Source organism: Wolbachia endosymbiont of Trichogramma kaykai, assembly GCF_045765165.1.
Classification (GTDB): Bacteria; Pseudomonadota; Alphaproteobacteria; order Rickettsiales; family Anaplasmataceae; genus Wolbachia.
The window spans coordinates 131577-144953 of the sequence record NZ_JBJJXK010000004.1; the positions used below are offsets into that span (position 1 = coordinate 131577).

The window sequence follows — 13377 nt, forward strand, 5'->3', positions numbered from 1 at the left end:
AAGACAACAAAACGACATCCGTAGGACGTTCTTGATTGGAGACAAGTGGCTATGTTTCACATAGCTACTTGTATATCAGAAATAAATTGCTTATGGTTAACTATTACAAAGTAAAGTGGTTTTTACCATAAATAATTTACTTGAATTAGTATTGCTTGTAGAAGTGTTTTATATTATAAAAAATACCTGAACTTTAAAATTTGTACTATTTGTTAGCAAGAGCCTTTATCACTGAATGCACAGTATCACGCAATGTTTCATCTTTAATTTTTCTATATTCTCTTGCTAATTTGATATTTCTTCGCTGCCCACATCGCTATGGAAGGCCTTATCATGCAAGTCTTCAGAGCCTTTGGTAAAAAATATGACATATCAACAGACAAAGCTTCTGCCAAATTATACAATCTATCAACTACAAGCCTTACCTCTCCAGTTTCATATCCCTGTATATGCTGAAATGAAATTCCAAGCTTTTTTTCCTAAGTCCCTTTGGCTAAAACCACATATTAGCCTTCTTTTCCTTATCCTTTCACCTATTTGCTTATCGATAGGATGTTGTAGGGTCATTTTACGTATCGGATAGTATACTTTGAGAAAAAGATTTTACCAATATATAAACTATACTACTTAACTTTTTGCTCTTAATTTTGTTCTATCCTTTGACTAGTTTTAGTATTTCTTCATCATAAGCTTCATGTTAGTCAGTATGCATACCAGTAAAGAAATCAGCAACATCAATTGATAGGGCTTTTGCTAAGTCATATAGCCTACTGGCTAAAATGCAATTTGAACCATTTTCGTACCTTTGTATCTGTCTATATGAAACACCTATTCTTTTTCCTAATTCAGTCTGCGCCAAACCAGAGTATAACCTAAGTTCCTTTATTTTTACCTAATTCCACCTTTTACTACTAATTATAGCTGTTCAAGCTTATATTGAATTTTTTAATTTGTGAAGTGAAAAAAAGAAGGAAAGCTAGAGAACTTTCCTTACGGTCTACAGATTACAATAAACCACTGTCATAAAAACTAAAGTGGCTTTTCTGTGTTACGATTATATGATCTATCAATTTCATTCCTACATTTTCACAAGTTGCAGCTAATGTAAGTGTGTTATCCTCATCCTCCTTTGACGGTTCTATATCTCCACTTGGGTGACTGTGTGAAGTTGCAACAGATGCTGCGTCAATCAGTAACCCCTGCTTTATTATTTCCCTCACATATAATAGAGGTACTCTGTCTATAGTTCCACAATCTTGAATCTACTCATATATTAAATGACCACTTCGATCTAAGTATACCACTCGTAAGCTTTCCTTTCGTGACTGCCCTATTGCTGCCTTAAAGTATTTTAGTAGCTCTTCTCTATTATCAAGAATCGACAGCTTTTTTAACTTACCTTTCAGTATCCTATCAAAAATCTCTTTCAGACAAAAGATACTTGCTATTGCTCCATCGTTCATTCCTGTAACATTTTTAGCTCATGAAAATCAGCATTAATTACCCTTCCTAAACTACTAAAAAGCTCCATTAGCCTTTTTGGCGACTTTTCTTCCTTCTGTACAAGCAGATAGATTACGTTCCAATAGCTCATGGTCAAGTAAAGATCTTCCTCTACTTGATAGAATACGAGTTTCCAATTTTTCTTTTCTCTCACTATTATTCATAAAAACCTCCAAGATCAAAATTATATACAAATTCAGCGCCAGCTTTCTGACTCAGTAGTTCTCGAGGAATAACCCTTTTGAACTCTAAATTTGCAATGTTGTCCTTGTTGCTTTAAAAGCTGGAATACCATTTGCCATGTGAATTTTTGCATTAACATTTACTGTGCTGGTTCCCTGAAGTGCAACGGTATTTATATTTGCAATCATACTATATTATATAAAGTTATTAATATAATATATTGATAAAGTAACGAAATAAACAGTAGCTGTTAAAAGTGGTTTAATTTAGCAAAAAAGTGTAGTACTCTATCACTTTGTTGGTTATATATTTTTATAAGAACAATCGCTTTTCTTTTGCTATATTCAAGCGCAGTTTTCTGTAGTGATTGTAACTTTAACTTACCGTATCGTGGGCTCATTTGTGATTTGGATCTATCATATAGAAATTTAAGTAATATAAAGAAATTATTGAATAACAAAGATAAGTTCGTTGCACTTACGTTTGATGATGGACCGTCTTATAATAGAGCAGGAGATATTATTAATATTCTGGAGAGCAATAAAGCAAAAGCGACATTTTTTGTGCTTGGTGAGCGTATAAATAAAAAAATATCTAAAATAGTAAACAAAATCCATAAAGCAGGTCATGAATTAGGTAATCATTCTTGGTCGCATAGGAAGTTGACATCACTTTCAAGTGAGGAGCAATTGCAAGAACTGGAAAAGACAAATGTGGCAATTAAAAATGCAACAGAACAGAATGTAAAATGGTTTCGTCCACCATATGGATGTTACAATGATAATTTGATCGAAAATACTAATCGATTAAATATGTGTTCCATACTCTGGACAGTTGATTCTCTGGACTGGCAAGGCGATAAATCAGAGATTCTGGTTGAAAGAGTTTTAAGCAATGTACATAATGGAGCGATTATATTGTTCCATGATCACGATAACAAATCAAATACAGTGGAAGCTTTACCTCAGATTATTAAAATACTAAAAAAATGGGGTTATGAGCTTGTTACCTTAAGTGATTGGGAAAAGAGGATTTGTGATGTGGTGAAAGCTAGAAATATGCCAATAAAAGGAGAAGAAGTGCATTCTAAAGGAATTCTATGTGGACAAAAAACAAGGTCTTCAACCGCAGGGCATTCATATTAGGTGGTATTCAGCTTACTATTTCTGCTATTTTTAGTTATAGGTTGTATACTTTACAAGTACGAGATAGACAAAAATATGAAGTGCTATCCGATAATAATAGGATAAAAGTTGTTACTATTGTGCCTAAACGAGGCAGGATTTTGGATAGGAATAGTGTTGAACTCGCAGTAAACAAAATTTCGTATATTGTTTTATTTGATGGGCAGAAAAACTTTACTAGGGAAGTTGATTTGCAGATGTTATCAGAAATTAAACCTGATTCAACAAAATCATCAGATACAAAAATAACTGCTCTTTATAAACGTTATTACCCGTTTGGTTCGATATGTTCTCATATAATCGGATATACAAAAAGACAGCAAGACATAAATGAAGCAGGGGTTAGTGGAATTGAATATACATATGATCATGTATTAAAAGGCAAGAACGGAAAATCTGAGCAGGAAATAAATTCTAAGAAGCGTATCATGAGAGAGTTATCTAGCATACCGCAGCAGGACGGACAAGATATACAGCTGACAATTGATGTTGATTTACAGAAGAAAATTGCAGAGATATTTAAAGAACACCAAGGTTCCACAGTGGTAATTGATGTAAATAACGGAGAAATTTTAGCATTATATAATTCACCTTCTTACGATAATAATCTTTTCACTAGCAGGTTATCAAATGAAACTTGGAAAAATTTAAACAATCCTTCATTACCGCTTGTAAACCGTGCATTATCATATCAAATTCCACCTGGTTCAATATTTAAAATAATAGATGCGCTTTCGGGTTTAAAAGATGGAATAATAACACCAGAAGAAAAGTTCTCGTGTAGGGGATATATGAAAATAGGTGAACGAAAATTTCGTTGCCTAAAAAGCAAAGTCCATGGATATGTATCTTTAAACGAGGCAATGGTCTTCTCATGCAACACTTACTTTTATAATATAGGAAAAAAAATAAATGTAGATTCTCTACTAGAAATGGCTAGCAAATTTGGTATAGGAAGTGGACCATTAATTGGAATGTTTAAGGAAGAAGCTCCGGGATTGTTGCCTGATGTGGATTGGCGTGCACGCAAGCTATATTCAGAGTGGTATTTAGGTGATACCATTAACTTAGTTATAGGACAAGGGTATTTACTTACAACACCACTACAGCTTGCGGTTCTTGCAGCGAGGGTTGCAACAGGAAAGGAGGTAATTCCCCACATTGAGATGAGTAAACCAGGGCAAGACTTTCTTGATATTGATGTGAATCATGAGCATCTTAGTGTGGTTCGAAAAGCTATGTTTGACGTGGTGAATGCTAACTATAGAAAAGGACTAGGCAGTATACAAATTGCTGGCAAAACCGGTACACCAGAGATAAACTCTAAAGGTGAAAGTCATAAATTGTTTATCGCTTATGGCCCCTACCATGATCCGCGCTATGCAGTCTCAGTGTTTATAGAACATGGCAAAACCCCACGCCAAGATGTTGCAATTGCTCGTGAGATATTGCAATATATGCTTGAAAAATGAACTTATGAAATTGCCGTATATGTTACTTGTAATTTATGTATTCAAATCAGAGCTTTGAGGTTAAAAAAAAGAAACGAAAATTGCATAAACCTTTTCAATTTAGTGCTTTAATGTTTCTAACTCAGAGAAGGTACTATCTTTATTTTCTATGGAGGAAGGTAGACTATTTTGACTATCACCATCAATTGAAGTAATAGGGCGAGTTAAAGCAATTTTTATAACTTCATCAATATTCTTAACAAAAATTACGTTGATCCCTTCTTTAATATTTGCGGGAATCTCCTGCATATCTTTCTCATTTTCACTTGGTATAATCACAGTTTTGATTGATCCTCTTAGCGCAGCAAGCAATTTTTCTCTCAAGCCCCCGATAGCCAAAACTCTACCGCGCAATGTTACTTCGCCTGTCATAGCAACACTTTTGTTAACTGGTATATTTGTCATGAGAGAAACAATAGACGTACATACTGCACTGCCAGCAGAGGGACCATCTTTTGGCACAGCACCTTCAGGTACATGCAAATGTATATCATTATTTTGGAATTTTTTGGGCTTTATACCGAAAAATAAACAATTTGATCGCACATAACTATACGCAGCTTTTATAGACTCTTGCATAACTTCTCCAAGCTTTCCTGTATATTTTATCTCCCCCTTACCAGGAATTAGGACTGACTCTATCATCAAAATATCACCACCTGTTTCAGTATAGGCAAGACCAGTTACTATCCCTACCAAACTCTCATCTTCTGCAATGCCAAAGGTATACTTACGTACCCCTAGATAATCTTGTAAATTACTAATCTCTACGGATATTTTCTTATTTTTATCAGTTAATATTGCTTTAACTGCTTTTCTCATGAGTTTTTCAAGTTCCCTTTCCATGCTTCGCACGCCGCTTTCACGTGTATATAAACGTATCAACTCGTATAATGCTTCATTGGTTATTTCCCACTCCTTCTGATGCAAACCATGCTCTTTTTTTAATTTTGGAATAAGGTGATGTGTAGCAATACTGATCTTCTCGTCTTCGGTATACCCAGATAATTGTATAATTTCCATCCTATCACGCAAAGGATGCGGTAAATTTAAGCTATTTGCTGTTGCTACAAACATTACACTTGAAAGATCAAACTCAACTTCCAAGTAATGATCTGTAAAATGTTTATTGTGCTCAGTATCCAAAACCTCAAGTAATGCAGATGCAGGATCACCACGAGAATCAGAACCCATCTTATCTATTTCATCAAGAAGGAAAAGCGGGTTGCATGAATTAGCTTTTTTCATGTGCTGAATGATTTTACCAGGCATTGAGCCAATATAAGTTTTCCTGTGTCCTCGTATTTCAGACTCATCACGTATACCACCAAGAGATATGCGAACAAAATCTCTTCCTACTGCTTTTGCCATAGACTTAGCTAAAGAAGTTTTACCAACACCAGGTGGTCCAACTAAGCAAAGTATAGGACCCCTTATCTCTTTTACTCTCTTTAATACTGCTAAAAATTCTATTATTCTATCTTTTACTTTCTCTATGCCATAATGATTTTCATCTAAGATTTTTTTAGCCGCATTTAAGTTAATTTTTGCATCTTTGTACTTTCTCCATGGTAAATCAAGCAACCAATGCAAGTAACTAGATATAACTGTTGCCTCAGGAGAAATGGGATTCATTTTCTTATATCTCTTTAAGTCAGTTATGGCTTTCTCTTTTGCTTCCTCAGAAAGCTTTGTTTCATTTATCTTTTTTTCAAATTCATTGAGTATATTCCCTTCATCTCCATTTTCAAACTCACCTAATTCTTTCTGTATAGCTTTTAATTGCTCATTAAGGTAGTAAACTCTTTGAGTACTTTCAATCTGTGATTTAATTGTCTTATACAAGCGGTTTTGTGCACTCAAAATACTTATTTCTCTCTCAATAAGAGCAAAAACTTTTTTTAAACGCTCTTTTGGGTTATAAACTTCGAGTATGTTTTGCTTATCTGATACCTTTATATTTAAGTTCGAAGCTATCATATCTACAATTTGATTAACCTCTTTCACTTGATCAATGGGGTCAATAATAATCTCGGGCTGACTTTTCTTGCTTAGTTTACACCAATTGTCGAATGCATCTATAACAGAACGCCTTAAAGCTTCTAAATCAATATTATCTTCATTTTCTCCATACTCATAATTACTATCCAACGCTACTCTGGCCTCTAACAAAGTGTGAGAGCTAATATATTCTATAACTCTTCCCCTTCTTACCCCGTGAATCATGACTTTTACTGCATTGTCAGGCAGTTTTATTAATGGTTGTATAATATTTGCTAACACGCCTACTTCATAAAGATTCTCTGGCTCTGGATTATCAATAGAACCATCTTTTTGTGCTATGAGAAAAATCTCGTTTTGGTGACTACTGCTACTTATTGCATACTCTAATGCATGAACGGATTTTTCTCTACCTACGAATAAAGGCAACATTATATTTGGAAAAATTACTACGTCTCTTAGAGGTAATACTGGTAATACAGCAGAATTAAAGTTTACAGCACGTCCAATACTCATAATATATGCCTCAAATTAATCATTAACCGTTATAACACTACCCTTACTATTATGATTAATCGTCGCTTTGCCTAATTCTACCATTTTCTTAGTAACCGTTATAGTGCTACCTTCAAAACCTCCGTTGCCGGATATATACATAACATCAAGCAAAAGTGACTCTAAGATAGCACGTAACATCCTTGCACCTGTTTTATAGCTTATAGCTTTTTTAGCAATAGCTGATATTGCTTCATCTGAAAACTCAAGGTTTACTTTACTAAATGCAAGCAATGCTTTATATTGTTTTACTAGGGCATTTCTTGGCTCTGTCAACACATGTATTAAATCCTCGTGATCCAGCTCATCTAGAACAGCAGTTATTGGAACCCGTCCTACAAATTCTGGTATCAAACCGAATTTGATTAAGTCCTCAGGTTGAGCATCGCGTAAAGCATTTTTTTTCTTTTGTGCTTTAGACTGACTTATATCCGCGCCAAAGCCAACTGATGTGCCCTTTTTTCTTGCCTCAATAATTTTATTTAGGCCTTCAAAAGCTCCTCCACAAATAAATAGTATGTTACTAGTGTCTACTTGTATAAACTCTTGTTGCGGGTGTTTTCGCCCTCCTTGTGGAGGAACATAAGCAACCGTACCTTCCATGATTTTTAGTAGAGCTTGTTGGACCCCTTCGCCTGAAACATCACGGGTTATTGAAGAGCTTTCAGACTTTCTTGTGATCTTGTCTATTTCATCGATAAACACTATACCATGCTGTGCCTTTGCAACATCATAATTTGCAGCTTGTAATAGACGTGACAACACGCTTTCTACATCATCACCCACATAACCTGCCTCAGTCAAAGTTGTCGCATCGGCCATAGCAAATGGCACATCTGAAACTTTAGCAAGTGTTTTTGCTAGCAAAGTCTTACCAGAACCAGTAGGGCCAATAAGCATTATATTTGACTTCTCAATTTCAATATCACTTATAGAATGAAGTTGCACCATGGATTGACAATGGTTATACATAGCCACAGATAAAACGTGTTGCGCATGTTCCTGACCTACAACATGCTTACTAAGAAAATTTTTTATATCTTCAGGTTTCCTTAGTAATAGCTTCATATCAGATATGTGATCTGAATTAAAAGCTCTCTCTTTCTTTTGACTTATTGCTTTATGGGATAACTCTATGCATTCATTACAAATGAACACCTTTAAACCATCTGAGGAGTTAGTAATCAATTTATCTACTTCGTTTTGTGCCTTGTTACAAAAAGAACAGTAGTGTAAATCATTATTGTTATCCATTAAACTACCTTTTGTTTAACTTTAATATTTTCAATCTTAATATCTTTACGCTCAGCTATTACTCTGTCAATTAAGCCAGTTTTCATTGCTTCTTCAGGATCCATGAATTTATCTCTTTCCATCATTTCTTCAATTTTCTTTAGTGAATTTCCAGTATGTTTTTCATAAATTTGATTTAATTTTTTCTTAACTCGCAAAATTTCATTAGCATGTATTTCTATATCAGTTGCTTGCCCATGATAACCACCAGATGGCTGATGTATCATAATTCTTGAATGAGATAGCGAGTAACGTTTACCCTCTGCACCAGCTGCAAGCAACAAAGAACCCATAGATGCAGCTTGACCTATACACAAAGTTGAAACGTCTGGATTTATATACTGCATTGTATCGTAGATCGACAAACCAGCAGTTACAACACCACCTGGTGAGTTAATATACATACAAATATCTTTATCGGGATTTTCCGATTCTAAAAATAAAAGCTGTGCTACTATTACGCTGGCCATGTTGTCTTCAATAGGGCCAGTTACGAAAATTATTCTTTCTTTTACTAGCCTTGAATATATGTCATAAGACCGCTCACCGCGACTAGTTTGTTCAACCACAATTGGTATAAGAGTCATACCTTTTCCTATCAAATATTATCAAATAATTCCTTTAATTCTTTCACAGAAACAATCTGTTCCTCTTTACTAGCTTTTTCTATCATATAATCTGTCACTTTATACTCAAGCGCTTGCCCTCTAACTAATTCCTGAAATTGTCTATCTGATTTAAAATGTTTGAATACTCTGTCAAATGATACATCTTTACTGACATATTGATTTACAATAACATTCATGATATCACTTTGAGTTAGTGATATTTCATGTTCTTTACTGAACTCCATAAATAGCATTGCAAGCTTTACGCGTCTTTCAGCTTTTTTACAAGAATCATCTTTAGCATTCAACTCTCTTTCCACTCTCTGCTGTTCCTGTTCTACTACTTCTATAGGCAAATCAAAACTATAACTAGCATCCAAACAATCAAATAGCTCCTTCTTGATTAAGAGATCTCCCATTTCTTTACACTGATTATCAATTACTTCTTTTACATGATTTATTAGCGAAGAATGATCTTCAAAACCAATTCTCCTAGCTATTTCATTATCACTTTGCAAATCTTTTGCAATCTGAATATCATTCACTCGAACGGAAAAAGCAGCCTCCTGCCCCGCAAGGGAAATTACCTGATAATCTTCAGGAAATCTCAACTTAAAGCTCTTTGTTTCCCCTTTTTTCATGCCAATTAATTGATCTTCAAAACCATTTATAAATGTTCGAGAACCTAAATTAACAGTAAAATTTTTGCCACTTCCACCTTGAAAGAGCTTATTTCTAATTCGCCCTTCAAAGTCAATTATCAGTTTATCCTCGTTTTTTGCTTGATAAGAAGCATCATTAACAGAGACAAAGTTAGGAAATTTTGTTTTTATAGAATCAATAAATTCTTTTACGTCTCCTTCTTCGATTTTTGCCCTAACTTTCTTCAAATTTATTTTATCAAGATCTATTATTGGCACTTTTGGCATCGATTCAAAAGATAATTTGTACAGAAAGTCGCCTTTTTCATCCTTTTTATCCAGGCTTGGTAATGACATAACATCAACCTTAGGATGGATGTGAGACTTAACTTCGATTTTTTTCATTAAATCACTTGAGCAATAGTCAATCGTATCTTTTATCACATATTCCAAAGCTTCGTTTTTATAATTTGTAACAACAAGATCGTAAGGCATCTTTCCGGATCTAAATCCAGGAAGTTTTGCATCCTTCGCTATTTCTTGTAATCTAGAGTTTATCTTTTGTTCTATATAATCACTACTAACCGTGATTTCATACTCGTACTTCAGTTTATCTACACTAAGTTCCCTATAGGTATATATATTACTTAATGTATCTGCTTCGACTGTATTTTGAGTTATATTACTAGACATTACAACCTGTTATCAATATTTTATTTATGTTTTAATAAAGCTATTTTACCAGAATTTAAGTTAAATACAATCCTTAAGAACAGGTTCTTATACAAACAAAAGTGCACCTAGTAATTATAAATTTTCTCCTAAAACCTGAGTTACATGACTTTAAGTGCGGATAGAGGGACTTGAACCCCCACGAGCAAGCTCACCAGGACCTAAACCTGGCGCGTCTACCAATTTCGCCATATCCGCAAGAACCCTTCATTAACTTATAGATAACCACTTCTGTCATCTTATGCAATTTAAAGATTAGATTTTAATACTATAGACTGAACTTATAATACTGGTTAACTCCACTATGGGTCTAAGCCTGAATTACTTTAACTAGTATTATTAGGATAGGTACTGTCTTAGAAATATTCAAGGCTTATTCAATTTATAGTATTTACACAATCAAAAAAGCTTATTAACATTTTTTAATTAAAGCTCTAAACTCTGGAGATTAATAATGAGATTAATAGCAAGCTTCTTACTCGCAATTTTTCTGATTACACAGAGTGGCTGTACGACTCTTGTGAGTGGTATAGTGGTAACAGCAACTGCAGCGGCTACAGCAATAACAATGCAAGATAAATCCTTGGGAAACATTATTGATGATACAACTATAGTAATAAGAATCAATAAGGGTCTCTTAAAACACGGACTATTCTCATCTATAAAGGTTAAAGTGAGTGAAGGAAGAGTATTACTCATTGGAAATGTTGATAGTCATGAAAAGCAACTCACGGCAGAGAAAATAGCTTGGCAGCAGAAGGAGATTAAAGAAGTGATAAATGAAATAAAAGTCACACCAATTAAAATGTCTTCTATGCTAGATGTTACTGTGGATGGTATGATAACAGCAGAGATAAGCACGAGGCTTCTGGGAAAAAGAAATATTAAATCAATTAATTATAGCGTTAATACAGTTGATAGAGTCGTTTATTTGATGGGTATAGCTCAAAATAAGGCGGAATTAAGAGCTGTAATAGCAATTGCAAGAAAAGTAAAAGGAGTAAAGCAAGTTGTAAGCTATGTGAGATATAGGCATAGCAAATTGCGTCATTGATGAAAATTTACTTGAGTGTCAGTATCATCTAGGTAAGTCATAAAACTCCTTTACAAATTTCGTCAGTTCACTCTTGTGGTATGTATAACAATGTTACAAAAAATAATATCATAGAATTCAATAGAATAATTCCTAGAAAATCTCTACATACTAAAAAAAGTAAAATGCTATTTAAATAAGCTTAAGAATAAATAGCAAACATCTATATCTTGTGCAATATGGCGTTTTATTCCTGAGATTTTTACCAGAGTCGTAGCCTTTTTCTTCATCAGTGTCTGCGTTCTTTACACTCTGAGCGTCAATTATGCAAAAGCTGGTTTTTTCTTTCCAAACATTGTTTTGTCGGACTACACTAACTATTTTTCAACATGCACTCCAAAATAATTTTTTTTTTATTTCCTTTTACTTTTTCACTCCATTTTTAAAATAATCATAACAATTGCGCCGTCTTGGAAACTCTTTTGTTAGCATCCTCCACTGATAACCACTTTTTAGGGCGTACAACACTCCGCAAAATATATCATACAAATCAAGTTTTCTTGGTTTTGTTTTTTTACAAGACTCCAGATCTGGTGAAATAATCTCAAACTTCTCTCGACTTATGTCACTTGGGTATACCATACGTGTCAAGTTAAGAAGAAGTGAGGTAAAGTTGGTGTAAAGAAAAGAAAAAGAAGATATAAGTTCTCTTAAATTTAACAAACAAAATGGAGAACTTATACAATAAAAAGAATAGTTTGCATCTCAAAAAAGCTCAAAGAATTTTTTAATGAAAAAGCAGATAAAATCTCAACTACAACAGGATTCATAAAAAGTAAAGAGGAAGCTAAAAGGCTCATCGTTTGTAAAAGCCATAGTCTTGGGTAATATAGGGATTGATAATTGTAGTATAGATACAATTTGTCAATTATTGAATGGAGACTCGATAAATATAACAAAACAAGGTCTGGACTTTAGATTTACCAAGGAAGCAGTGGAATTTATGAAAAGAATGTATAATGAGTCTTTAGTTTTATTTAAAAATATCTTAAAGGTTGATTGCAGAATTTTGAAGCACTTTAGAAGTGTTAAGCTATTGGATAGTAGCTATATCAGCCATACCTAATGGTATGGAAAATATATATAAAGGTTATGGTACTAGCTACAGTGTTTATGAAAGTAATACTAAGTATAGAATAAAGTTACAATTAGTTTTTGACTACCTAACCCAGACATTAGAGCAGCTTAATATAACTGAGGGAATAAGGTCAGATCAGGGGTATAGAAGACATTTAAGCAATATATCGAGCAATGATTGACTAATATCTGATTTGGGTTATTTTGTGCCAAGTTCCTTTAAACAAATCAATGGAGCCGGAGCTTATTTTATAAGTCGTTATAAATCTGGTACCAACATATATGGTACAGAAACAAATCAAAAAATAGAGTTATTAGAATGTTTAGAGGATAAATTGTTTCTAGAAAATGAGGTGCTATTAGGAAAAGAAACAAAAATTAAAGTGAGAATTATATGTCACAAATTAACTGAAGAACAGTCTATAATTAGAAGAAGGGCTAATAGGTTAGCAAAATCACATGGATATACATCTTCTCAAAAGAATCAAAAATTGCTGGATTGGTCGATATTCATAACTAACGTTCCAGAAAATAAAATTAGTGCTGATCAGGTATTAATAATTTACCGAGTAAGATGGCAGATTGAATTATTATTTAGATTGTATAAGAGTCACATCAGGCTTGACGAACTTACAGGAAAACCATACAGAGTATGGTGTAAACTATACGCTAAATTGTGCGCAATTCTTATATTTCATGGAATAGTTGGTTGTACAGAACTAAAAAAGAGTACAGAACTTAGTCTAATAAAGGAATTTATTGAGCTTAAAAGGCGAGTTAGACAGCTATTCTTAACATTAAATTGTGTAGTCAGTAAGGTACAAATTTTCCTCAAAAAAACTCGTCTTAACCTGATCAAAATTCTCCTTAAAAGACAAATATAGAAAAACAAGAATATCAACTTTGAGTGCACTAAATTTCCTCATTTTCCCTTAACTTGACGCGTATGGTTGGGTATACACTCCTCATATATCCTAATTTATACACTCTATTTCT

The 13377-nt window shown here is 33.7% G+C and carries 12 protein-coding genes, 1 tRNA gene and 2 pseudogenes; 4 read left to right on the forward strand and 11 right to left on the reverse strand.

What is annotated here, in order from left to right:
- Nucleotides 1-272 precede the first annotated feature (272 nt).
- The 5 genes from wTKK_RS04700 to wTKK_RS04720 all read right to left on the reverse strand — a co-directional run bounded on the left by wTKK_RS04700 (nucleotide 273) and on the right by wTKK_RS04720 (nucleotide 1667).
- Nucleotides 273-464, reverse strand: coding sequence for a hypothetical protein (locus tag wTKK_RS04700; RefSeq protein WP_407512791.1), 192 nt, complete (start codon nucleotides 462-464; stop codon nucleotides 273-275).
- A 233-nt stretch (nucleotides 465-697) separates the two neighbouring features.
- Complete coding sequence (locus wTKK_RS04705) at nucleotides 698-886, reverse strand: helix-turn-helix domain-containing protein (RefSeq protein WP_407512793.1); 189 nt, start codon at nucleotides 884-886, stop codon at nucleotides 698-700.
- 118 nt (nucleotides 887-1004) lie between these two features.
- A complete protein-coding gene (locus wTKK_RS04710; RefSeq protein WP_407512795.1) occupies nucleotides 1005-1262 on the reverse strand; it encodes a JAB domain-containing protein in 258 nt (85 codons plus the stop codon).
- A complete protein-coding gene (locus tag wTKK_RS04715; protein ID WP_407512425.1) occupies nucleotides 1263-1463 on the reverse strand; it encodes a Mov34/MPN/PAD-1 family protein in 201 nt (66 codons plus the stop codon).
- Between the two features lie 54 nt (nucleotides 1464-1517).
- Nucleotides 1518-1667 (reverse strand): hypothetical protein, encoded by a 150-nt coding sequence (locus tag wTKK_RS04720; protein WP_407512426.1) that lies wholly within the window; start codon nucleotides 1665-1667, stop codon nucleotides 1518-1520.
- Nucleotides 1668-1994: 327 nt separating this feature from the next.
- On the opposite strand from wTKK_RS04720, the gene wTKK_RS04725 reads away from it, so the two are divergent.
- Together wTKK_RS04725 and wTKK_RS04730 are read left to right on the forward strand one after the other, a co-directional pair.
- A complete protein-coding gene (locus tag wTKK_RS04725; RefSeq protein WP_407512797.1) occupies nucleotides 1995-2831 on the forward strand; it encodes a polysaccharide deacetylase family protein in 837 nt (278 codons plus the stop codon).
- A complete protein-coding gene (locus tag wTKK_RS04730) occupies nucleotides 2786-4342 on the forward strand; it encodes a penicillin-binding transpeptidase domain-containing protein (protein ID WP_407512428.1) in 1557 nt (518 codons plus the stop codon). The genes wTKK_RS04725 and wTKK_RS04730 overlap by 46 nt, the downstream gene beginning before the upstream one ends.
- A 99-nt stretch (nucleotides 4343-4441) precedes the next feature.
- Here the strand turns inward: wTKK_RS04730 and lon are convergent, their stop codons facing one another.
- The 5 genes from lon to wTKK_RS04755 form a co-directional block, all read right to left on the reverse strand.
- Nucleotides 4442-6898 (reverse strand): endopeptidase La, encoded by a 2457-nt coding sequence (gene lon / locus wTKK_RS04735; protein ID WP_407512429.1) that lies wholly within the window; start codon nucleotides 6896-6898, stop codon nucleotides 4442-4444.
- Nucleotides 6899-6913: 15 nt separating this feature from the next.
- Complete coding sequence (gene clpX, locus wTKK_RS04740; RefSeq protein ID WP_407512430.1) at nucleotides 6914-8191, reverse strand: ATP-dependent Clp protease ATP-binding subunit ClpX; 1278 nt, start codon at nucleotides 8189-8191, stop codon at nucleotides 6914-6916.
- Nucleotides 8191-8817, reverse strand: a complete 627-nt coding sequence (gene clpP, locus wTKK_RS04745; protein WP_407512432.1) for an ATP-dependent Clp endopeptidase proteolytic subunit ClpP — start codon at nucleotides 8815-8817, stop codon at nucleotides 8191-8193. Before clpP ends, clpX begins: the two co-directional genes overlap by 1 nt.
- An 11-nt stretch (nucleotides 8818-8828) precedes the next feature.
- Nucleotides 8829-10172 (reverse strand): trigger factor, encoded by a 1344-nt coding sequence (gene tig / locus wTKK_RS04750; protein WP_407512433.1) that lies wholly within the window; start codon nucleotides 10170-10172, stop codon nucleotides 8829-8831.
- A 155-nt stretch (nucleotides 10173-10327) separates the two neighbouring features.
- Nucleotides 10328-10409, reverse strand: a tRNA-Leu gene (locus wTKK_RS04755).
- Between the two features lie 256 nt (nucleotides 10410-10665).
- Between wTKK_RS04755 and wTKK_RS04760 the strand changes: the two genes are divergently transcribed.
- Nucleotides 10666-11265: a BON domain-containing protein gene (locus wTKK_RS04760; RefSeq protein ID WP_407512434.1), complete on the forward strand. Its 600-nt coding sequence runs from the start codon at nucleotides 10666-10668 to the stop codon at nucleotides 11263-11265.
- A 206-nt stretch (nucleotides 11266-11471) separates the two neighbouring features.
- Here the strand turns inward: wTKK_RS04760 and wTKK_RS04765 are convergent.
- Nucleotides 11472-11886, reverse strand: a pseudogene (locus wTKK_RS04765) (transposase); the annotation flags it as partial.
- Between the two features lie 102 nt (nucleotides 11887-11988).
- Here wTKK_RS04765 and wTKK_RS04770 point away from each other — a divergent pair.
- Nucleotides 11989-13317 (forward strand): annotated as a pseudogene (locus wTKK_RS04770) (IS4 family transposase).
- Nucleotides 13318-13377 lie beyond the last annotated feature (60 nt).